This is a genomic window from Photorhabdus africana, assembly GCF_035181445.1.
GTDB classification, from domain to species: Bacteria; Pseudomonadota; Gammaproteobacteria; order Enterobacterales; family Enterobacteriaceae; genus Photorhabdus; species Photorhabdus laumondii.
In genome coordinates this window covers 143,592-166,636 of sequence record NZ_JAXBVE010000006.1, presented here as the reverse complement: position 1 = coordinate 166,636, position 23,045 = coordinate 143,592, and the positions used below count along the sequence as shown (strand labels likewise).

Below are 23,045 nucleotides of genomic sequence, written 5' to 3'. Positions count from 1 at the left end.
TATTATTTTCATACGCCGCAGGCAGTTACCTGCGGCGTCATATTATTTCCGCTTATTCTCTTGCCAACGCTTCGATTGGATCGAGGCGAGCGGCATTACGGGCCGGCAGAAACCCAAATATCACCCCAATTGCGGTAGAACAGGCGAAAGCACTGAGTAAGGCTATGGGCTGGAAGACAAAATGCCAACCAGGCAGCGCCAGTTGAGCAATCAATGCAATCGTATAAGAGAGTACAATGCCCAAAACACCGCCAACCAGACAAACCAAAATAGCCTCTATTAGAAACTGCTGCATCACATCACTGGTTCTGGCACCTACTGCCATACGAATACCGATCTCTCTTGTACGTTCAGTCACCGAAACTAACATAATATTCATAACGCCAATACCACCAACTATCAGCGAAATTACCGCCACCATCGTCAGAAACAGTTGTAAAGTATGGGCCGTTTTTTCCGCCGTTTTTACCATCATATCCACGTTATAGGTGAAAATATCCTTTTTCCCGTGGCGTAAAGTAAGCAATTGAACAATCTTCTTTTCTATATCTTTAGAGTTATAACCATCCTTTATTCTGACAGTAATTGAATCCAGATAATTTCGGTTCATCAGACGGCTGGTCATCGTGCTATGAGGCAACCAGACATGCAATGATTTGCTACTGCCAAATGTAGCTCTCTTATCAGATATCACTCCCACAATTGTGGCCGGCATATTACCCACCAAGATCACCTCCCCAATCACATTTTTCTGGTGAGGAAACAGCTTACGATGAGTATTTTTATCAATAACCACAACTTGCCTCTGACGGCGTATCATATCCAATGAGAATCCCATTCCTTGGGTAAAGCGCAGAGCATAAACCTGAAAAAACTCATCACCAACGCCAGTCACTCTCGACGCAACATCAATGTTCCCTTTACGAAGGCGCATTTGTCCCTCAATTTCTGGTGAAATCGCCAGAATATAGGACTGCGCTTTAATTGCGTCTGAATCCTCTATTTTCAGCGCTTGCATACTGACCGGATCATCAATGCCAAAATCTTCTCCTGGATAAATATCAATGGTGTTTGTCGCAATCTCTTTAATATCGGATAACACCGATGCCCTAGCCGCATCTCCGATAACCAAAATAGTCACGACAGAAGCAATACCAATAATAATCCCCAACATGGTCAGTAAAGTACGCATCTTGTTGGCAACCATTGCCCGCCATGCCATGCATAAAGCTTCATTAAACCGCCCAAAGATTTGGCGTATCGAAGATATTTTTGGTGTTAACATCGGAGCTTGAATGACTTTTTTACCCATTTGCGTGCCGGAATCATTCATAATGTGACCATCCTTGATCTCAATAATTCGTTGTGCCTGCGCCGCGATTTTCGGATCATGAGTGACAATAATGACGGTATGCCCCTGTTCACACAGTTGTTTGAGAATAGTCATCACCTCTTCGCCGGAGTGGCTATCCAACGCCCCGGTTGGTTCATCAGCCAAAATGACCTGACCACCATTCATCAACGCCCTGGCAATACTGACCCTCTGCTGCTGTCCACCAGAAAGTTGCCCTGGCTGATAGTAGATTCGATCTTCAAGCCCTAAACGACCAAGCAACTCTATTGCTCTCTGGCGACGTGCTGCTTTAGCGGTGCCCGCGTAAATAGCGGGAATTTCCACATTCTGTTCAGCGGTTAAATGAGTCAGCAAATGATAACGCTGAAAAATAAAGCCAAAATGTTCCCGTCTCAGTGCTGCTAATTCATCATTATTCAGTTCAGCAACATTCTGCCCCGCGACCCGGTATTCACCGTTACTGGGTTGATCAAGACAACCAAGAATATTCATCAGTGTCGATTTACCCGAACCTGACGCACCAATAATCGCAACCATCTCACCGGCATGAATAGACAAGGTGACATCATCCAGTACTTTTACCTGCTGTTCACCCGCGGGATAGCGGCGCTCTATGCCTCTCAGCTCAAGTAACGCATCCATTACTCATCCCCTGCTTCACTGCGACCAGTAATCACCTGCTCATGTTCTTTCAAGCCAGATAGAATCTGTACATTTACATCATTGCGCACACCAATGGTCACTTCTCGTTTTTCTTCTTTACCCTCATTTAGAACATCCGCCTCATAACGGGTCGGCGTAATCTGTTTACCCAAAGCAGAAAGCGGGATCATTAATGTGTCACGATAGGAATCGAGCTGAATTTTCACCTTCGCAGTCATTTGCAAACGCAAAAGTTGCTGGGGATTAGCTACCTCAAAGCGGGCATAGAAGAAAATCGCATCATTAATCTTTTCTGGCGTCGGCAAAATATCTTTCAACACCCCTGGGAAATTTTTGTCAGGGGCGCCTAATACAGTAAAAGAGGCCTTCTGACCCGGTTTCAAGTCAATAACATCCGCCTCTGAAACTTCTGCTTTTACCAGCATCGTGCCAAGATCAGCCAATGTCAGAATAGTCGGGGCTTCCTGTGCGGCGATGACCGTTTGCCCCTGAAGTGTTTTGATATTGACAACAATACCATCCATCGGTGCGGTAATACGGGTGTATTGTAAACTAGCCTGGGCGGTATCAAGGCTGGCCTGATTTTTACTGATTTGCGCCAGCAAAGTTTCTACCCTCGCTTTTTTCACTTCAACATCCGTTTTAACCTGATCCAATTCCTGGTGAGAGACTGCCTGCACTTTTGCCAGATTGTTCTGACGTTGTAATGTAAGCTGCGCCAGTTTCAATTGCGCCCTAGCTTCCATCAGATTAGCGTTTAATTCTTTAATCGTCGCTTCAACTTCTTTTACTTGGTTTTGAGCAGGTTTAGGATCGATCAATGCCAGTAATTGGCCTTTTGTCACCTTATCACCCACTTCAACATACAAGTTCTGCAACTGACCACTAACCTGCGCCCCTACATCTACTTTTCTGACAGCATCCAGCTTCCCTGTGGCCAGAACATTTTTCTCCAAATCGCCTTTAATAACGGATACAGTCTGATATTTAGCCGTTTCTGGCCCATGCAGAAAATACCCCAGAAGCAATGCGATAACGGCCACAATAGCTAACAACACCACCCATCGACGTTTCGAACGAATAAAATTCATTTAAATATCACCATTTTAAACATTGGATAAAAGGAATAGTAAAAAAATAACGTTTCCTGTAATGTCACGAGTAATCAGAAATTTCCACTCAATCCTAGAAAGATGTAGTCCTCATTCGATTTTTATACCCACTGAAAGTTCACCCACCTTAAGAATAAAAAATTCTTTGAGCAACAACATACTTCACCCTACCCTGACTATTCTCTTAATATAAAAAAATTGTTATCTTTATTCCCGTAGCCTTTAAGGCTAATTTTTATACGAAACTTGGACAAAAAGACGTTAACCGTTTTATAAAGGTGTTAACCGTTTTATAAGGATGTTAATTATGTATTCTGGGCTGCTGATCATTCTTTTGCCTTTAACTCTGGGCTATCTTATTCATTTGAAGAATAAAACAGGGTTAAATCTTGTTCATCGTCTCCTTAATGCGATGGTCTATGTCATTCTGTTTTTCATGGGGATAAGTTTAGCTTTACTGGAAGATTTAAGCCGTAACCTTTTCTCTATTTTTCAATATGCCATTGTATTTTTCTTGTGTATTTTTGCCTCCAATATGCTGGCATTATTCCTGTTTGAAAAACACAATCCCTGGATTGTCAGCCCGCATAAACAGGAAAAACCCCCTTCCCGTTTACATATGATTTTTGAATCACTGAAATTATGTGGTGTTCTGATTTTAGGTTTTCTACTTGGGTTAACTGACTGGTCATGGTTGCATTTCGCCAATCATGGCAGTGAAATTGCACTGGTTGTTTTACTGTTGCTGGTAGGTATTCAATTACGTAACAGCGGCATGAACCTCAAACAGATATTGCTAAACCGCCGTGGTACAGTTATTGCGATTATCGTCGCTGTCAGCGCACTTGCTGGCGGGGCAATTGCTGCACTTATTCTTGGACTGCCGATCAAAACAGGTTTAGCATTCGCTTCCGGTTATGGCTGGTATTCCCTTTCTGGCATCTTACTTTCTGACGCTTACGGGCCCATCATCGGCAGTGCCGCATTCTTTAATGACCTTGTGCGTGAACTTACAGCAATTATGCTTATTCCAATTCTGGTCAATCGGTATCGATCAAGCGCAATAGGGTTAAGCGGTGCAACTTCTATGGATTTCACTCTGCCGATATTACAAAGATGTGGTGGAGTCAGTATTGTTCCAGCAGCTATTGTTCACGGTTTTTTGTTGAGCTTACTGGCCCCTTTACTGATCGCATTCTTTACTTAATCAGAATTTCAGCCACAATGATGTTTGATGTTATCGATGAGAATCCGAGCACTTGATTGCTAAGAAGTCAGCAATAATTATTCATTATACAGTTGTACTTTATTCATCTTCCGCCCTATGGAAACGAATACGTAAGCTTTTGTTAACGAATTATACAAAACGCGGATAGAACAGGTTAATCAGACATGTAATTGAAATATCAATTAATAATATTCCGTGCATAAGATATTGCATAATTATGCTAACGGGTTTAGCATCGGACTAAATCACTGACTATTCAGAATTAAAGCATGAGTATTCAATTAAAAAGCATTGATTGCTATTACGGTGTCCATCAAGCACTGTTTGATATTAATCTTGAATGTTCTTCAGGGGAAACGATGGTTTTGCTAGGGCCAAGTGGTGCAGGTAAAAGTACATTGTTACGAGTCCTAAATCTGCTGGAAATACCCCGATCCGGCCAGTTGCATATTGCTAATCATCAATTCGATTTCGAACAAACACCAGGAACGAAGGAGATTCGTTCTCTACGCCAGAATGTAGGTATGGTTTTTCAGCAATATCACTTGTGGCCACACCTTACTGTTATGGATAACCTAATCGAAGCGCCTTGTCGCGTACTGGGTTTACCCAAGCAACAGGCGCAGGAAAAAGCGGATAAGCTCCTTTCCCGTTTACGCTTAGATGATTTTGCGGGCCGCTTCCCACAACATTTATCTGGAGGGCAACAGCAACGGGTTGCTATTGCACGAGCATTAATGATGGAACCACAAGTTTTATTATTTGATGAACCGACGGCAGCGCTGGACCCAGAAATTACAGCACAGGTTGTCAATATCATCCATGAATTATCCGCTACGGGTATTACACAGATTATCGTTACCCATGAAGTGGAAATCGCCCGTAAGGCCGCAAACCGTGTCGTATATATGGAAAACGGCCACATTATAGAACAAGGTGATATCAGCCATTTTACGCAACCACAAACCAAAGCCTTTGCTAATTATCTATCACACTAACTATTAATAGGATATAGCGATGAAAAAACTACTTTTTGCAGCCCTCTTAAGTACAGTAGCTTTATCTGCAACCGCCACGGAAAAAGAGACTATTCGTTTTGCCACAGAAGCCACTTACCCTCCGTTTGAGTTCATCGATGTAGAGAATAAAATTCAGGGTTTTGATGTCGATTTGGTCAATGCCATCTGTGAGAAAATTAATGCAACATGTACCTTCAGTAACCAATCCTTTGACAGCCTGATCCCTAGCCTGAAATTCCGTCGCTTCGACGCTTTAGCCGCAGGGATTGATATTACCCCTGAGCGCCAAAAGCAGGTTGATTTTACTAACACTTATTACGATAACTCCGCGGTTTTTATCTCCGTTAAAGGCAAAGTCTCCAGCACCGCAGAGCTGAAAGGCAAACTTGTGGGTATCCAGAATGGTACAACTCACCAGAAATATCTGATGGAACAACGAAAAGAGATTAAAACCGTTCCTTATGACAGCTACCAAAATGCAATTCTGGATCTGAAAAATGGCCGTCTGGATGCCGTTTTCGGTGACACTGCCGTTGTTAACGAGTGGCTGAAAAAGAATGAAAACTTAAATACCGTAGGTAACAAAGTCACTGACAAAAATTACTTTGGTATCGGCTTAGGTATTGCAGTTCGCAAGGGTAACAAAGATCTACAAGGTAAGCTGAATAAAGCACTCGCTGACATCAAACGAGATGGCACTTATGACATCATCTATGAAAAATGGTTTAAATAAGTAGCCGAATCTCCATGAATGAATTCCAATCTCTAACAAGCGCCGCCGGCATCACCGTCGGCCTTGCCGTGTCTGCATTAGTGCTTGGTCTGATTTTAGCGATGCTATTTGCTGCCTGGGAATCAGCCCGCTGGAAACCCTTCGCCATACTTGGCACCTGTTGGGTCACTCTGTTCAGAGGATTGCCAGAAATTTTGGTCGTGCTGTTCGTCTACTTCGGTGCATCACAACTTCTCATGACACTGGCTGATGGCTTTGACATTGATCTTATCTTCTGGCACTCCAGAATTCAGATAGATATTCAAGACTTTTATGTCAGCCCATTCCTTTGTGGTGTCATTGCACTTTCCCTACTCTACTCTGCCTATGCATCCCAGACACTCCGTGGTGCGATAAAAGCCATTCCTGTCGGCCAATGGGAAGCCGGTCAAGCATTAGGTCTTAATCGCGCTGAAATATTTTTCCGCCTGATCATGCCTCAAATGTGGCGACATGCTCTACCCGGGCTCGGTAACCAATGGTTAGTTTTGTTGAAAGATACCGCGCTGGTATCGCTTATCAGTGTGAATGATCTCATGCAGCAAACTAAAAGCATTGCCACACGCACTCAGGAACCCTTTACCTGGTATATGATTGTGGCGCTTATCTATCTGGCTATCACTCTGATCAGTCAGTTTATTCTAAAGAAAATTGAGATGCATACCACTCGCTTTGATCGGAGTGCTCCCTGATGCTTGAGTATATTCAACAAATTTTACCCGGTCTGCAAACCAGTCTAAGCCTGACCGTCACAGCGCTTTTTGTTGCTTTCATGATGTCCGTCCTGTTCACTATGGTTCTGACCATGAAACTGCCTGTACTGACACAACTGGTAAAAACCTACATTACTCTGTTTACCGGTACGCCTTTGTTGGTACAGTTCTTTCTGATTTATTACGGGCCTGGGCAGTTTTCATCCATAAAAACGTACCCGTGGCTTTGGCAATTACTGTCTGAGCCTTGGCTGTGCGCAATGGTAACGCTGGCGCTTAACAGTGCGGCATATTCTACTCTGCTATTCTATGGCGCAGTAAAAGCCATTCCTGCTGGTCAATGGCAATCCTGTCAAGCGTTGGGCATGTCTAAAGCACAATCTATGCAGATCCTGCTGCCCTATGCGTTTAAACGGGCGTTATCTTCCTATTCCAACGAAGTTGTATTGATTTTCAAGAGTACTTCTCTCGCAAGTACGATTACTTTGCTGGAAGTCATGGGATACAGTCAGCTTCTATTTGGCCGTAATTATGATGTGATGGTTTTTATGGCCGCAGGGGTGATTTATCTATGTGTCAACGGTATCCTGACTTTGCTGATGCGGATAATTGAACGCCGTGCACTTGCTTTTGAGCGCCATGACTAAACGGGATAGGGCGTCCTCTTTTGAAACCCCATCCCCACACATCCTTTCGTTATTCAGTGATGATTTAATACCAATAACGTTAAAACTTCGTAATGTTCGGTATGAGGAAACATATCAAACAACTGTGTCTTTTCTACACGATAATCAGCTAGTGCAGCAATGTCTTTCGCCATTGTCTGAGCATTACAGCTTGAATAAAGAATATAATCCGGTGCCATTTTACTGAGATAATCGCACAACACCTTACCAATTCCCCGACGAGGCGGATTGACCAAAACCAATTGCGGAATTTGATCTTTTGCTACAGCAAAATGTGTTGAGTCCAAAGCTTGAAACTCGATGTTTTCCAAACCCAGTGTTTTCGCCGAATCGCGGGCACAATCAATCGCTTCTGAGCTGATTTCAATGCCGGTTAAACAGGTATTTTTATCTGCGCAATGCAGACCAAAGCCCCCAACACCGCAGAATAGATCCCACATGCTACTGATTTTCAGTTCACGAACCCAACGCCCTGCTGTTGCATACAATTCAGAAGCCATTTTCGGGTTAGTCTGGAAAAAGCTATGTGGACGGATATAAAGAGGAATGCCATTGAACTGTTCTTTAAGCGCCTTTTGTTCAGTAAACAGAATCTCTTTTTCCCCCTCCAAAATCGCCATATGGATTGGCTGAATATTGGCAGAGATCACCGTAAGCTGTGGCAATTGCTCACGCAACCGGGGTAGAGCACGCTCCAGTTGAGCAATTTTTGTTTCAGAACGCAGTTACAAAACGCAACATCATTTCACCGCTATGACGGCTTTCTGTCAGCAACAAATATTTCAGTTCACCCCGTTTACGAGCAACGTTATACGGTGTCAACCCGGCACAAGCAATGAACGATTTAACAACATCGAATACAGGCTGAAAATGCGCTGGATAGAGGGGACAATGACACAGATCAACCGCCGTGCCATCACGATGCAACATGCCTAGCAATGGGCGTTCTACACTGCCACTGACGACCATTTTAGCTTTATTACGAAAGGCATCTTGTTGGCTGGCAATCGGAGGTAACCATTGCTTCACAATAGCTTGAGGTAATAACTGCTTTAAATTCTGCTGCTTATCTTCTAACTGCTGAGAATAGGGTTTTTCGAGCCACTGACAAGAGTGACAGTGCCCCGCAGAATAATGCGCACATTGCATTGTTGGATGACCGTGTTGAAAATATTAGTGCAAAGTAAAAGTCGGTGCCTTAACAGGAGCTTGTGACTCCTCTTCCTCTTCAATGTCACCCTCGATTTCGATATCACGATTAATATACAACAAGTTATTACTGTGAATTTCAAAAATCACACCCGCAATCTGCTCTTCGCTTTGTTGCAAGAAATGAGAAAACTGGGAAAAAGTCAGCCCGGCTGAAACAAGGAAAGATTGACACACCACCAATTTCGGTAAGTTTTCATCCTGAATATCAAGAAAAGCCTTGATTGTCAGCGAACTGGCATTAATCTGGCTTAGATTAGCCATCAAAGGAATAATGGCGGTTGGTTTAACTTCAGCCAACGCAGAAAACAAGATTACATTGTCCAACAGATCAATTTTAGCATCAAATAAACCATCAATATTCTGCATATGAGGGAGATGCAGCGCCTGGCATGAATCGCACTCAAAGTAGGAAATTTTGAGCTGATCCAACCACTCACGCAATACTGATAAGTCAGGAATGACAAGTGAACTCATCTAACAACCCCATACAACGGAAAATGAAAAAGCGCTATAGCTTACGAAATAATTCTTTATCGCGCTATCACCAATAACTGATAAATTATTTTTACTTACCGTTATCACTACCTTCTACCTTATTTTTGCTCTCTTTTTTATGATCAACTCCCAGAAAAGAGAGGCCATACACTGCACGCCAAATGATATTAACCGCAGCAGGAACCAAACAACCTATGCCGATGAAAATCATAACAACATGTGCTTCTGGCGTCATTAGTAAATCTGTTAAGATGACAATATCATTAATAGTCAAATATGCCAGGAGCAAGCCTAAAATGCCGACAATTTCTAGCAGGATAACCTGTTTTGGCATATCTGCCAATGAACTCATACTGCCTTGATGACTTTTCATCGTATCCTCTCTTAACAACCTGATGCGACATTATACTACCGGAAACACTGTTACCAAAATTGGTGTGATGAATTAGAACAAAAGACAATTTCTGCTTTTTTTTACCGATCAGTACAGGCATAGTAGCCATCAAATAAGCATGAGTAACACATCACACCGCATTATTTTAATATAACCAAGAGGAATTTATATGTTTACTGTGATTTTCGGTCGTCCTGGCTGCCCGTACTGTGTCCGCGCGAAAGAGCTGGCGGAACGACTGAAAGAGCAGCGTGATGACTTTGACTTCCGTTATGTTGATATTCACGCAGAAGGTATCACTAAAGCTGATCTGGAAAAAACAGTTGGTAAACCGGTAGAAACTGTCCCGCAAATTTTTGTTGATGAGAAACATATCGGTGGCTGCACTGACTTCGAAGCGTACGTAAAAGAACACCAATTGCTACAATAATCGAACTTCAATCGAACTTCTCGTTTTACTTTCGTTGCGGTGAAAACCGCGATTGATTATTAATCACAGTGGACTCGGTTGATTTGTGCAAAAAATGTTATTTTCATCAAATTGAAAAAAATTTGTTTTTTTTTCTTATCACGAAGAACTTTCTTGCCAAACCGTAGTCTGAATTAATGCCACTGCTTTTCTTTGATATCCCCATATTGAGGAACCCGATAGTCAATCCATTTTGGTTCAAGACTATCGGGTTTTTTTATTGTCTGAAGAGTATACCGTTCATAAACACATAACCGATCCTACAGATGATCAACCTATCAACCACCGGTACTATCAATGCGCTGCTCTAGAGATTATCATCATATATATCAATTATTTGCTTAGTTTTTGTCAGGATGACTGCCCGATATTTCCTTGACGGAAATATAAACCAAAAATAAATAACACCAACAATTAAGACAATTGCGCTTTACTCTCAGGTCAGCCGACTTTACTCTCTTGCGTCCGACTATCGTGATGTACATAAGTGACTATATGTGAGGCCCGATTTGTTAGAACAAATAAATCATGATCTGTTTACCTTTTTCAATGCTACGCCTGAATCATCACCAGCCATGATTGCAATGGCGACGTTCATTGCAAAGTACCTGGTTCTTATTTTCCCTCTAATATTGGCTAGTTTCTGGTTCTGGGGTTCAGAGCGTACTCGCCCTCATCATCGGGTTATGGTCAGCAAAACCACCATTGCCTTCTGTTTTGCTATGCTAACCTCATACTGTATCGGTTTACTTTGCCCTCACGACCGCCCGTTTGCAGAAGGTTTTGGTTATAACTTTCTTCCTCACGCGCCAACAACCTCATTTCCAAGTCATCATGGAACAACCGTCTTCACTTTCGCTTTATCCTTTTTATTCTGGTATAGGATTTGGCCGGGCTTATGCATGATGGCAATTGCACTGGCTATTGCATGGGCCAGAGTCTATTTAGGCGTTCACTGGCCGATGGATATGGTCGGGGCATTTATCGTCAGCTTAATGGGATGCACTTTTGCACAAATAATCTGGAGCCTGTTTGGTGAACGTTTACAAAAAAGATTGAACAGTCTGTACCAACATTGCTGCGCTTTTCCTATCCGTAAAGGCTGGATAAAAAGCTAGCAACATAAATGCAACTGAGTGACTTGAGATAAACGAACGCTATTTCAACCAAAGTCTTTTTATCAGAAATTATTTACAGGGCCTTCTGTCTATTTAGCATTTATTTGCGCTTAAATTCAACTCAGCGATTTTCATATAAATCAATAAATCTGTATAAATCACTATGTAAATAGATATATAACGAAAGAGATTATTAAAACTTGATCAAAGAATGGCTAGCACATCTTTCATTCATATTATTGATGCTATTAATCTATTATTCTGGTTTTATCTATATCTTTCACAAAGATACAAGCATTACATAAGAGATATCTATTTTTAAATCTGGTAATAAATTGATATTTATCAATTTATTACCCATTTACTCTATTTGCCATTTTCATTCATTAATATGTAAACAAATAGACAGAAAATAACAAAACATAAGAGAATAATAAGAGTTGAATAATGGGAAAATTGAGGTTATAATTTGACCTCATTAAAATTCGCAATATTTAAACAACAATTACACTAAATCTCGTAACATGATGACTTTTCGAGATGTATTCCGCATTTGAGACTATGATCACGGTACTATTCACTAAAAATCGCTATCTTGCCGCTATCAAAAGTCTGGTCTTAAAATTTCCAGACTTTCTTTCAAAAAAGAAAGTAAAGCGAAAATTTTGGCTTGTTAATTTAAAGCCCAATTTTCGACCAAGATGTTAATGTGGTAATAAAAACGTTTAAATAACCACCAGAGATATTTAAAAAATTTATTTTTTATAAAGAAAGAGTTAGGCCACATGTATTTGCATTTATTGCATACTTGCGGCATTGTAATTTCATTTTTTAATTTACCGCGTTATTCTCGGAGATAACTATGGATATGACTCAAACAGGTACGATCGCATCGCAGGCGACCAGCCCAAGCGATTATAAAACCTGGCGTAAATCAGATACAGTATGGATGCTTGGCTTATATGGTACTGCGATTGGTGCCGGTGTATTATTCTTACCCATCAACGCCGGTATTGGTGGCCTACTACCTCTTTTAGTAATGGCACTACTGGCTTTCCCAATGACTTTCTTCGCCCACCGCGGGATGTGTCGTTTCGTTCTATCCGGTAAAAACCCTGGCGAAGATATTACCGAAGTCGTAGAAGAGCACTTTGGCAACCTGGCAGGTAAACTTATCACCCTGCTCTACTTCTTCGCTATCTACCCGATTCTCTTAGTTTACAGCGTTGCTATTACCAACACCGTAGACAGCTTTATTGTTCACCAATTACATTTGCCATCACCTCCCCGTGCCCTGCTGGCTCTGATCCTAATTATTGGTGTAATGACCATCATCCGTTTTGGTGAACAGGCTATTGTTAAGGCAATGAGCGTGCTGGTATTCCCATTTGTTGCCGTTTTGATGCTATTGGCGTTTTATCTGATCCCTAACTGGAATACCACAATCTTCGAAAACATCAGCGTTTCTGCATCGAGTGCAAGCCATGGGCTACTCATTACTCTATGGCTAGCGATCCCAGTAATGGTGTTCTCCTTCAACCACTCGCCAATTATCTCGGCGTTTGCTGTGGCAAAACGTGGAGAATATGGTGAACATGCTGAGAAAAAATGCTCCCGCATTCTGGCTTACGCTCATATCATGATGGTTGTAACCGTGATGTTCTTTGTATTCAGCTGTGTATTGAGCCTGTCTCCAGAAAATCTGGCAGAAGCCAAAGCACAAAATATTTCTATTCTGTCTTATCTGGCTAACCACTTTAATACACCAGTGGTTGCCTACATTGCTCCGTTTATTGCATTCATCGCAATTACCAAATCTTTCCTGGGCCATTATCTGGGTGCACGTGAAGGTTTTAATGGTATCGTGGTTAAAACATTGCGTGACCAAGGTAAAACTATTGAGCCTAAAAAGCTGAATCGAATCACTTCCATTTTCATGTTAGTAACGACTTGGATTGTCGCTACTCTGAACCCAAGTATTTTGGAAATGATCGAAAGATTAGGTGGTCCTATTATCGCAATGTTGCTGTTCATTATGCCAATGTATGCAATCAGCAAAGTTCCTGCAATGCGCAAATATAGCGGCAAACTGAGTAATCTGTTTGTCGTCTTTATGGGGTTAGTTGCTATCTCTGCTGTCCTCTACTCACTGTTTGCATAATAAACATTTGGTTGCTGTTCTCTTCAAGCGGACAGCAACCGAATAATGACATGAGCTAGCTAGCGGAAAAATTTAAACTACACTATCCACTTCACCCAATCCCCCTGCTGTTCATCATATTGCCACAAATCGTCTTCGTTAAAATATCCACGTTCGTCTATTGGTACCCCCTGCTGTTCTTCTTCGTCCCATTGTTGCCGCAACTTATCTGTCAGGATATAAGGCGTCTTGGTCGCAATCTCTCCAGTAAAAGGAAATCTATTGCCAGTCTCCTCAAGACGGATAAACCTGGCATCGGTAGAAATATTAGAGATAACTACAGCCTCAGTTGCTGAAGGAAAGAGAATATAACCGTTAATCAGCGGGAAATATCGTGGCAAACCCGGCTTATACGGTGGTGGAATGATATCAACGGCGTTCCACATAAGAAGATAATCTAACCCCTCATCGTTATTAGGCCCCATTGGATAACCTTGGTAAAAATAACGATTATGAATTGAATAATTACCCGTCAATACATATGCAATATAAAAATAGTAACTAATCAGATCTACTTCTTCTGTTCTGAACGTACCGAATATTGAATGTAAAGGAAATGTTCCCATGCCACCAAGGAGACCAAGAACCTCATACTGTTCATCATGACCATATTGATCAATATATTTCCCCGTCTTGATTTTCGACACCTGCATATCTGTCAAAATATTATCTCGTCCATTACTTGGATTGAATCTATATCGACCATAAAGAAAGTGCAGACTATCCTCATAAATGTAAGTAAATTGCTCCTGATTAAGCTTATAGAGAGGATTAGGTTTATCCGTCCACCGTTTGTCATCACCTAAATTATTGCGATTTCCAAAACGAATAGAAAGCGCTAACGGATCAAGATATGACATATAACCACCTTTTTATCATAGAATAGTGAGCCTATGCGCCCATTAAAAAACGATAATTATTTTCCCAACAACGGTTTAACACTATATTGTCATACCAATTTATAACAACCTCTCCAGTATTATCTAAAATGTGTACTATACCCGTTATCTTTCGAGTTGCCTCTTTGTTGACTGCGCTCACTCACCCCGCTCACATAGTTCGCTATGCTCCCGGGGATTCATTCCCTTGCCGTCGCGATACATCTTGAAATCCATAGAGTATATGTTCATATTCAATAGAATAATGAATTCTAATTATTTTATTTCTAATAACATTAATTTATTGACAAATATAAAATTACTCTAACACAATTTAACCTTAATATTGAAATAGTTAGTTATATTGCTATTTTATACACCATTGAGTTTTTTAAATAATAGACGAACACTTCATAAAGAAAAGTTTTTTTTATAAAAAACACATGCAATATCTCATTTACATTAATATTCATATAAATTTCAAACAAATAAATTAACCATATTTATTTACAATAATCAAAAATATAATTTAAAATTTTAATTATCAAACTAATCATTCAAAATACATAAATTACCAATAACATTTTAATTTAATATAATTATATGAAATATAAAAAATTCCAGTTATTTTATATTTCTCACATCAACAATATATTTTCTATTTTTTAATAAAATGACTTCATATATCAGGCAATTACATTATTTTTTCAAATTTATTTGACAACCTCTAAATGGCACCTATAGTTATATGTGTTAGAGAAAATGTTATATGCCAATTAAAAACGTTAACTGTCCTATATTTTTAGCGCAAAAAAAATTTCTTATGTAAATTGCTTTTATAGTAGAAGTACCAACCACCTTATATTTCTCAAACGGACGGTTTTCCGTTCTTTATTCTGAGATAATATAGGCTTATTTATCAATTAATTACATTATATTTTGGAGTTTATATTATGATTAATGACATGCATCCCTCTTTAATAAAAGATAAAGATATAGTAGATGACGTAATGCTACGTAGCTGTAAAATCATTGCAATGAAAGTTATGCCAGACAAAGTTATGCAAGTTATGGTGACTGTATTAATGCATGATGGCACATGTGAAGAAATGCTTTTGAAATGGAATCTACTAGACAATAGAGGCATGGCAATTTATAAAGTCCTGATGGAAGCGCTTTGCGCTAAGAAAGATGTGAAAATAGCCACCGTAGGAAAAGTTGGTCCTCTCGGCTGCGATTACATTAATTGCGTAGAAATCTCTATGTAAAATAATTTCTTGTTGAAATGCTTGGGCCAAATAATAGACTCCTAATAAACTCAATCTGATTGAAGCGATCTCATTGATCGCAAAATACAGTACTGTTGTGATAGGAATTTGGCACAACATTTCTCTGGTATAATGAAGCTGACTTTTATACCCAATGGATTTCAAGATGCATCGCGGCGGCAAGGGAGCGAATCCCCGGGAGCATAGCAAACTATGTGACCGGGGTGAGTGAGTGCAGCCAACAAAGAAGCAACTTGAAAGATGACGGGTATATAACGGCACATTCTACCCTATCTAAGGCAGAGCGTAATATTAACGCTCTGCCTACCATAGCTACATTTAATAAAAAACAGAAACTCACAAAAATAACAGATAACAAGCTTTCAATAAATTAAATTTAATTAACCTAGTTATCTATTTTACATAAAAAATATCAATGAATTATTATCAAAGTTCAATTTCACTCAAAAAATTTCTTTTAGAAATTATTTTTAAAATAGCACATACCATCTACTCAATCTTTAAAAACAGGGCAGAATAACGTCTCTTTATTACACACAGGGAATACTTAACAACATATGTAATTACATCAATAATATTTCCATATTGTAATTATTAATTAAATATCATACATCTAGGTATTATTAAATCTAAAATAGATTTAAATAAATTAATCTCAAAGATTGCAGTCATATATCTCCATGCGAAATACTATAGGATAAAAATAATTTCATAATGTTTTATTTAAACATCAACTAGAAAATTAAAATTTAAATCATTCACCACATACTACCAGTACGTTTCAATTCCTGCCGCCCCTTCCGTACCTATACTCTATTAATAAGAATATCCTGCATAAATAATTCCCACTGGAATAGACTGTTAATTTCTCCATTTCAACGACAGAAAATAAATATCAATATTATTTTTTGATTAGAGTAATGCATTTGATTATTATAACCATTTAGAGGAAATATATTATTGGCGACTTTTTAACAGCATCAATAATTATATAATACAGATAAACTTTTAATATAGATTACAATTACCAATTACCTTATATTTATTCGGCGGACAAATGATTGCTCCGCACATTTTAGCAAAATTTCTATTTTTAAATTACGTTAAATTAAAAGGTTAACACGATGAACTATACAAATCCTTCTTCTAATGAAGCGGTAACAGAGAATAAACCTGAACAAACTTCTCCAAACCCTAATTACTATTTCGCTGTTGGTACAGTAACTTCAGTTCAGGCTGCACCTGATCAAAACCAATTGCAAGTAACTGTCACTATGCAATTCCCTAACGGCAAATTTAACTATCTGTTATGGTGGAATGCTCAGGACTATAGAGGTTCAGCGCTGTATCATCTTCTTCTGAACGCTTGCAGTAATAACAAACGTGTAAATATCACTTCTTCATCAGCGGTTTCTCCTGGTGGTTACAATTATATCTACAACGCAACATTATTGGCTTCTTAATATAAAGTCATAAATTGCTAAATAGCTCCACCTAATTCCTTATTGTTAAAATATAAATTGGGTGTAGCATTTATCTGGTAGAATAAAGCTAATGTTGAGTAAAAGCTAAAAACATTTCCTACCATATACTCCCCTCTCCAGGTAGAGCCTTGACCACAGGGTTCTGCCTGTTTTAGCAACACCGCTTTAAATTTACCGCAATGTATTATTTCAATAATACTATCTTAATGTCATTAATCTATATTCAATGACTTTAAAAGTTAGTTTAAATAGAAAATAAAACCCTACAAGAATAATAAAAAGATAATAGTAGACTTAAAATTAACCACAATAAATTTATTGATAATACATTTAACATATCTAACAATAACATATTAAAACAATTGTATTATACCCGTTATCCTTCAAGTTGCCTCTTTGTTGGCTGCGCTCGCTCACCCCGGTCACATAGTTTGCTATGCTCCCGGGGATTCACTCCCTTGCCGTCGCGATGCATCTTGAAATCCATTGGGTATAAATCCATTTTTGAACGTTAATATTTCAATTTATCACAAATTAGTTTTATATCTAATATTACCTATAAAATACTAAATAACCAAATTAAACCCCATTTTCTTGACAAATATCAATAACGCTTACTACTATTTTTAATGCTGGAATATCTATTTTTCTCTCATTCATTACTCTTCATAATAGGTGATAAAATGTCAGAAGAAAGCCAACGTATTAAAAAGCCATCCTCAGGTTATGCAACAGATCATTTCTACGATGGAGAATGGCATAGGGCCGTCAAATTTGTTGAGGGCAGTGTTGAATTTTTTGATGTTTACGATGTTATCTTCGAGGGGATTACTTACCAATCTCCACCAATTTTAGTCGCTGAGAACCTCATTATTGTTCCCATAGCAAAAGATGAAGTTGCCTGGAACAGTAAAATAGAAATATATGGAGCTATTGGCACTGGAGAAAGTGAAAAGATTTTTTCTGACGGGGATGCTGTCCGACCTTTTGCCGGTGAACTTGATGTTTCAAATCCTCAGGAACCTCTTGTTATTTTCGGCGGCGGTAATGTTAGTCGTTTTCCCAATTACACAGCCAGCGTCAATGGGGTTGAATATGGTGGTTTAATTATAGATCCAGAAAAGAATTCACTATCCTTATTGCGCCCCATCGAAGATGGAAAACTAATGGTATTTGGCAAAACTGAAACTGGCAAAAATGTCATTGTTTTTCAAATAGAAACTGAAGGTGAAAATAAACCACTTAACGGATGGGTAGAGTTTCATGACGTAGCAACCTGTATTCTATTCAGAAATGGCGATTTAACAGGATTCGCTACTAGCTATGAACTCCGATATGAAGGAACATCAACCCGCAACTATCGAGGTTTATCACCTACGCATATTCGTTACGAAAATATCGGCCATCATGTTAGAACTGAGATCGAATTATGGGCTTACTGGCAAGATAAACCTGATGGTGTCTTGTTATTCAAAGGCCGGTACAACGGATCTGCTGTAAAAAACAACAAACGTTGCTCTCTAGATGGAAAAAAATAAGTGTAAAGCGTGCGCGGCAAAATGCCGCGCCCTAAATCAAAAAAATATAACGCCAGCCAACCTACCACATAAACCGTAGATTGACGTCAAATCAACCCAAAATCGCCTTAAACCAACCACTCACTTTCATCACAATCAAATCCCAAATACGGCTAAAAAAGCGACCTTCCTCTACCGCCTCTTTAACCACCAAAGGGCGTTGTTCAATTACCTTATCCCCTAATTGGAAATTAATCACACCAACAACCTGATTTTTCGTCAAAGGCGCTGTTAACGGAGTTTGATTTAATGTGTAACTGGCTTTCAGATTTTTTAACTGCCCACGAGGAATAGTGATCGCCGCATCTTTTTCCACGCCAAGAGCAACATCTGAGCGCTTGCCATACCAAACTTTTTGCGAAACAAACGGCTCGCTAGCTTTGATGGGCGTCACTGTTTCATAAAAACGGAGTCCCCATGCAAGTAATTTTTCACTTTCAGCGAAACGAATCCGATCACTTGGTGCTCCTAGCACAACAGAAATCAGCCGCATGGGTCCCTCCGTCGCTGAAGCAACCAAGTTATAACCGGCACCTCTGGTATATCCTGTTTTCACACCATCGACATTCATATTTTTATTCCACAGCAATCGGTTACGGTTAGGCTGTTGGATTTTATTAAAGGTGAATGTTTTCTCTTTATGCAGAGCATACTCATCAGGAACATCACGGATCATGGCCTGACTCAATACCGCCATATCACGAGCAGTACTGAATTGGCCCTCAGCATCCAATCCATGAACCGTACGAAAATGGGTGTTAGTCAACCCAAGTGCTTTCGCATAATTATTCATCAGACTAACAAATACATCCTGACTACCTGCCACATAATCAGCTAAAGCAATGCTGGCATCATTGCCAGACTGAACAACAACACCATGATTCAGATCGATCACTTTTACCCTGTCACCGGGTTTAAGAAACATGAGAGAAGAACCTTTCAGTATGGGATTTCCCGTCGCCCAGGCATCCTTTCCCACAGTAACAATATCTTCCGGCGTGATTTTTCCCGCTTTTATCGCCTGACCAACAACATAACTGGTCATAATTTTTGTCAGACTGGCTGGATCAAGCCGCTCATCGGGATTACCCGCCGCCAGAATTTTACCGCTGTCATAATCCATTAACACATAAGCTCTAGCGTCCACTGGCGGAACGACAGGTTCATCCGATGCATCAACACGGGCACTTACCATTGATGCCACTGTCAGCACCGCAGCAACACATTTCATCGTCATCGCCAAACTTTTCTTCATCATCGTTCCCCTTTACTTAATTAGAAAAAATGTCAAATTCTTATACCCTATGGATTTCAAGATGCATCACGGCGGCAAGGGAGCGAATCCCCGGGAGCATAGATAACGATGTGACCGGGGTGAGTGAGTGCAGCCAACAAAGAGGCAACTTGAAAGATGACGGGTATATTAATATAAAATGTTGTACGACAAAAAACCAACATAAATAGGATAAAGATTGTGCTGATTATGGGTTTTCATTTAATCTAATAGAGCGTTATTGGTAGCAAATAACAGACTTTCATATTATCCCGATTCAAGGAGAAGCCATGCTGACCATTTGGGGCCGTAAAAACTCTTCCAATGTAAAAAAAGTGCTCTGGTGTCTGAAAGAACTCAATGTGCCGTATAATCAGGTAGATATTGGCGGTAAATTTGGCAAACTGGATGACCCACAATATCTGAAAATGAATCCGAATGGAAAAATCCCTTGTTTACAGGAGGGCGATTTTATTTTGTGGGAATCCAACGCCATTGTGCGTTATCTTGCAGCAAAATTTGGTAAAGATGTCCTTTATCCGCAAGATCTACAAGAAAGAGCAAATGCAGATAAATGGATGGATTGGGTTGGTTCACATCTGTTTCCTCATATCAAACAACTTATGATAGGTTTTATTCGCACACCGGAAGCAGAGCGTGATCAAAAACAAATAGAACAAACCCAAGCTGAAATCGAAAAACTGATGGAAGTACTCGATAATACCCTAGCAGAGCAGAAATATCTTTCTGGCGATAAATTTGGCATGGCTGATATTGCGTTAGGCCCCATGATTTATCCTTGGCTTAATATTCCTATCAAACGTCCATCTCTGCCAAATATTGAACGCTGGTATCAGTTAATGGCAGAAAGACCAGCGTTCAAAGAAATTGTCATGATTGAGTTAAGTTGAGAAAAATCAGCTCATTGGCATCCATCTAGGATCGGGATATTGATACTTAAATCCTAACTCCTGACAAATACGGCTGCCATCAACAATTCTGCTTCCCATCTGAGTTTCTTCTCTGAAAAACTCAGGTGGAACTAAATCAAGCTGATTACTGGCCTTGGGGTAAAATTCAGCTTTGGTCGGGTGAACAGGCGCACATAAATTATAAATATGCCCGCCTTCAGTCCTCTGAATTAATAGATTAATGGCTGAAATAACATCATCCTGATGAACTAAATTGACCGGCTGATTCCTCCCTTTAACTCCCTTTTTCCCCGCCAGAAAACGCCCGGCATGACGACCACTGCCGACCAAACCGGCTAAACGCAAAATATCAACAGAAATATTTGGCAGTTTGTGCAACCAATTCTCTAATTCAACCAATGCCTGAGCGGAAAGTGTTTCGGGGCAAAAAGGCGCATCTTCATTGAGATTGCCAGCAACAAAACCATAAACAGAAGTAGAACTGGTGAAAATAATCCTTGGCACAGAATATGAGAGAGCCGTATCGACAATTAACTGAACTGCCCTAACATAGTTATAACTGCCACCCGCAGTGTGGCTTGCCGGTAAAGTGATGATCAGCACATCAGCTACCATCAGTTGCTCTAAATCATCAAGCGCGCAATTGATCTGAGGTTCCAGTTGTAACAAATAACATTCGATACCAGACATACGTGCTGCCTCTACACCATCTGGCGTCGTTTTGCTGCCAACAACCTGCATACCACTGCGACTCAATGCTTTGGCTAATGGCATCCCCAACCAACCCAGACCGATAATGGAAACTTTTTTCATCACCCCCCCTTCTATGCCTGATATTACTTTGATTATGCAAACAATTCGAACATTAAGCCACTGTTATTATTGATACTGTATTTCTCCCATAGAAAACAATATTTCAAGTAAAAACAAAACATTATTACAATATAAATTTACTGCTAAAAAAATAGATTGCTTTTAGTCCATCAAATCGTATAGGTTGAATAGCAAGCAAAAAATTTAACCTCTGTTGGTCAGTGAATAAAAGTAACAACCGGCAGCAAACAGCCACCAATAGCAATAATAAATAAAGAGAAACCATGATGATCCGCATTCAATTTAGCCATTACCACCATCATCATCCTGATTAGTCTTTCAGGCGGTTGTGTGCTGGAAGACGTTTAACGGGTCTTCCGGTGGCATGAATGCGATAAAAACCCCCGGAAGGATCCTTCCGGGGGTTTTTTTATGTTTCCGATTTTAAGTGGGGATAAAAATGTTAGATAAATCACGTTTACGTATCGCAATGCAGAAATCAGGCCGATTAAGCGAAGATTCACGAGAATTACTGGCTCGCTGTGGTATTAAAATTAATCTGCAACAACAGCGCCTAATTGCATTCGCGGAAAATATGCCAATTGATATCTTGCGGGTACGTGATGACGATATTCCAGGGCTGATTATGGATGGCGTCGTCGATCTGGGGATTATCGGTGAAAATGTGCTGGAAGAGGAGCTATTAAGCCGTCGCGCTCAAGGAGAAAATCCTCGTTATTTCACCTTACGCCGTCTGGATTTCGGTACTTGTCACCTTTCACTGGCAGCGCCTCTAGACTACAACTATACCGGCGTCGAATGTTTACAAAATGCCCGTATCGCAACCTCTTACCCTCACCTACTAAAACGTTATCTCGATCAGAAAAAAATCCACTTTAAATCCTGTCTGCTCAATGGCTCAGTTGAAGTTGCTCCCCGTGCCGGGTTAGCTGATGCCATCTGTGATCTGGTTTCAACTGGCGCGACACTGGAAGCGAATGGTCTGCGGGAAGTAGAAATTATCTACCGTTCCAAAGCCTGTCTTATTCAACGTGATGGTGAAATGCCCGCCGATAAACAGCAATTGATTGAGAAACTGTTGACCCGCATTCAGGGGGTGATTCAGGCCCGTGAATCCAAATACATCATGTTGCACGCACCAAGTGCAAAACTTGAAGAAGTGATTGCTCTGCTACCAGGGGCGGAACGTCCAACGATTCTACCGCTGGTGGGAGATCAGAACCGCGTTGCCATGCATATGGTAAGCAGTGAAACACTGTTTTGGGAAACGATGGAGAAACTTAAATCCCTTGGTGCCAGCTCCATTTTAGTATTGCCGATTGAAAAGATGATGGAGTAAACGA

20 protein-coding genes, 1 pseudogene and 1 other annotated feature are annotated in these 23,045 nt (G+C 40.2%); of the genes and pseudogenes, 13 read left to right on the top strand and 8 right to left on the bottom strand.

The window, feature by feature from the left end:
- Positions 1–52 precede the first annotated feature (52 nt).
- Positions 53–1,996 carry a macrolide ABC transporter ATP-binding protein/permease MacB gene (macB, locus tag SLS51_RS05645; protein WP_323836306.1) on the bottom strand — a complete coding sequence of 648 codons (1,944 nt, stop codon included), beginning with the start codon at positions 1,994–1,996 and terminating at the stop codon, positions 53–55.
- Positions 1,996–3,108: a macrolide transporter subunit MacA gene (gene macA, locus SLS51_RS05640; RefSeq protein ID WP_323836304.1), complete on the bottom strand. Its 1,113-nt coding sequence runs from the start codon at positions 3,106–3,108 to the stop codon at positions 1,996–1,998. Before macA ends, macB begins: the two co-directional genes overlap by 1 nt.
- A gap of 328 nt (positions 3,109–3,436) precedes the next feature.
- On the opposite strand from macA, the gene SLS51_RS05635 reads away from it, so the two are divergent.
- The 5 genes from SLS51_RS05635 to artM all read left to right on the top strand — a co-directional run bounded on the left by SLS51_RS05635 (position 3,437) and on the right by artM (position 7,508).
- Positions 3,437–4,336 carry a LysO family transporter gene (locus SLS51_RS05635; RefSeq protein WP_323836302.1) on the top strand — a complete coding sequence of 300 codons (900 nt, stop codon included), beginning with the start codon at positions 3,437–3,439 and terminating at the stop codon, positions 4,334–4,336.
- 290 nt (positions 4,337–4,626) lie between these two features.
- The gene (artP, locus tag SLS51_RS05630; RefSeq protein ID WP_323836300.1) at positions 4,627–5,355 is read left to right on the top strand and encodes an arginine ABC transporter ATP-binding protein ArtP; all 729 of its coding nucleotides are present in this window, start codon (positions 4,627–4,629) and stop codon (positions 5,353–5,355) included.
- 19 nt (positions 5,356–5,374) lie between these two features.
- Entirely contained in the window at positions 5,375–6,109 is a 735-nt protein-coding gene (gene artJ, locus SLS51_RS05625; protein WP_323836298.1) for an arginine ABC transporter substrate-binding protein, read from the top strand.
- Positions 6,110–6,123: 14 nt separating this feature from the next.
- A complete protein-coding gene (gene artQ / locus SLS51_RS05620) occupies positions 6,124–6,840 on the top strand; it encodes an arginine ABC transporter permease ArtQ (protein ID WP_323836296.1) in 717 nt (238 codons plus the stop codon).
- Positions 6,840–7,508 (top strand): arginine ABC transporter permease ArtM, encoded by a 669-nt coding sequence (gene artM, locus SLS51_RS05615; RefSeq protein ID WP_323836294.1) that lies wholly within the window; start codon positions 6,840–6,842, stop codon positions 7,506–7,508. The genes artQ and artM overlap by 1 nt, the downstream gene beginning before the upstream one ends.
- Before the next feature lie 53 nt (positions 7,509–7,561).
- Here artM and rlmC read toward each other — a convergent pair.
- The 3 genes and pseudogenes from rlmC to SLS51_RS05600 all read right to left on the bottom strand — a co-directional run bounded on the left by rlmC (position 7,562) and on the right by SLS51_RS05600 (position 9,627).
- A pseudogene (gene rlmC / locus SLS51_RS05610) lies at positions 7,562–8,696 on the bottom strand (23S rRNA (uracil(747)-C(5))-methyltransferase RlmC).
- Between the two features lie 24 nt (positions 8,697–8,720).
- Complete coding sequence (locus SLS51_RS05605; RefSeq protein WP_011145880.1) at positions 8,721–9,233, bottom strand: type III secretion system chaperone family protein; 513 nt, start codon at positions 9,231–9,233, stop codon at positions 8,721–8,723.
- A gap of 91 nt (positions 9,234–9,324) precedes the next feature.
- A complete protein-coding gene (locus SLS51_RS05600) occupies positions 9,325–9,627 on the bottom strand; it encodes a YbjC family protein (protein WP_011145879.1) in 303 nt (100 codons plus the stop codon).
- A gap of 190 nt (positions 9,628–9,817) precedes the next feature.
- On the opposite strand from SLS51_RS05600, the gene SLS51_RS05595 reads away from it, so the two are divergent.
- The 3 genes from SLS51_RS05595 to SLS51_RS05585 all read left to right on the top strand — a co-directional run bounded on the left by SLS51_RS05595 (position 9,818) and on the right by SLS51_RS05585 (position 13,396).
- Positions 9,818–10,078: a GrxA family glutaredoxin gene (locus SLS51_RS05595; protein WP_011145878.1), complete on the top strand. Its 261-nt coding sequence runs from the start codon at positions 9,818–9,820 to the stop codon at positions 10,076–10,078.
- A 548-nt stretch (positions 10,079–10,626) separates the two neighbouring features.
- Positions 10,627–11,235 carry an undecaprenyl-diphosphate phosphatase gene (gene ybjG, locus SLS51_RS05590; RefSeq protein ID WP_323836288.1) on the top strand — a complete coding sequence of 203 codons (609 nt, stop codon included), beginning with the start codon at positions 10,627–10,629 and terminating at the stop codon, positions 11,233–11,235.
- An 862-nt stretch (positions 11,236–12,097) separates the two neighbouring features.
- Positions 12,098–13,396: an HAAAP family serine/threonine permease gene (locus SLS51_RS05585; protein ID WP_323836286.1), complete on the top strand. Its 1,299-nt coding sequence runs from the start codon at positions 12,098–12,100 to the stop codon at positions 13,394–13,396.
- Between the two features lie 77 nt (positions 13,397–13,473).
- Here SLS51_RS05585 and SLS51_RS05580 read toward each other — a convergent pair whose 3' ends face one another.
- Entirely contained in the window at positions 13,474–14,295 is an 822-nt protein-coding gene (locus SLS51_RS05580; protein ID WP_323836284.1) for a hypothetical protein, read from the bottom strand.
- A gap of 971 nt (positions 14,296–15,266) precedes the next feature.
- Here SLS51_RS05580 and SLS51_RS05575 point away from each other — a divergent pair.
- The 3 genes from SLS51_RS05575 (at position 15,267) to SLS51_RS05565 (ending at position 18,624) form a co-directional block, all read left to right on the top strand.
- Complete coding sequence (locus tag SLS51_RS05575) at positions 15,267–15,581, top strand: Cro/Cl family transcriptional regulator (protein ID WP_323836282.1); 315 nt, start codon at positions 15,267–15,269, stop codon at positions 15,579–15,581.
- Between the two features lie 1,145 nt (positions 15,582–16,726).
- Positions 16,727–17,065: a hypothetical protein gene (locus SLS51_RS05570; RefSeq protein ID WP_112879000.1), complete on the top strand. Its 339-nt coding sequence runs from the start codon at positions 16,727–16,729 to the stop codon at positions 17,063–17,065.
- Positions 17,066–17,769: 704 nt separating this feature from the next.
- Positions 17,770–18,624 carry a hypothetical protein gene (locus SLS51_RS05565; protein ID WP_323836279.1) on the top strand — a complete coding sequence of 285 codons (855 nt, stop codon included), beginning with the start codon at positions 17,770–17,772 and terminating at the stop codon, positions 18,622–18,624.
- A gap of 91 nt (positions 18,625–18,715) precedes the next feature.
- Here SLS51_RS05565 and SLS51_RS05560 read toward each other — a convergent pair whose 3' ends face one another.
- Positions 18,716–19,921 (bottom strand): serine hydrolase, encoded by a 1,206-nt coding sequence (locus SLS51_RS05560; RefSeq protein ID WP_323836277.1) that lies wholly within the window; start codon positions 19,919–19,921, stop codon positions 18,716–18,718.
- A gap of 305 nt (positions 19,922–20,226) precedes the next feature.
- On the opposite strand from SLS51_RS05560, the gene SLS51_RS05555 reads away from it, so the two are divergent.
- Positions 20,227–20,847, top strand: a complete 621-nt coding sequence (locus tag SLS51_RS05555) for a glutathione S-transferase family protein (protein WP_323836275.1) — start codon at positions 20,227–20,229, stop codon at positions 20,845–20,847.
- 6 nt (positions 20,848–20,853) lie between these two features.
- Here SLS51_RS05555 and SLS51_RS05550 read toward each other — a convergent pair whose 3' ends face one another.
- On the bottom strand, positions 20,854–21,681 hold the full coding sequence (locus SLS51_RS05550; RefSeq protein ID WP_323836273.1) for an SDR family oxidoreductase: 828 nt from the start codon (positions 21,679–21,681) through the stop codon (positions 20,854–20,856).
- Positions 21,682–21,991: 310 nt separating this feature from the next.
- Positions 21,992–22,115: a sequence feature (His leader region), on the top strand.
- A 26-nt stretch (positions 22,116–22,141) separates the two neighbouring features.
- Between SLS51_RS05550 and hisG the strand changes: the two genes are divergently transcribed.
- Complete coding sequence (gene hisG / locus SLS51_RS05545; protein ID WP_323836271.1) at positions 22,142–23,041, top strand: ATP phosphoribosyltransferase; 900 nt, start codon at positions 22,142–22,144, stop codon at positions 23,039–23,041.
- Positions 23,042–23,045: the final 4 nt, after the last annotated feature.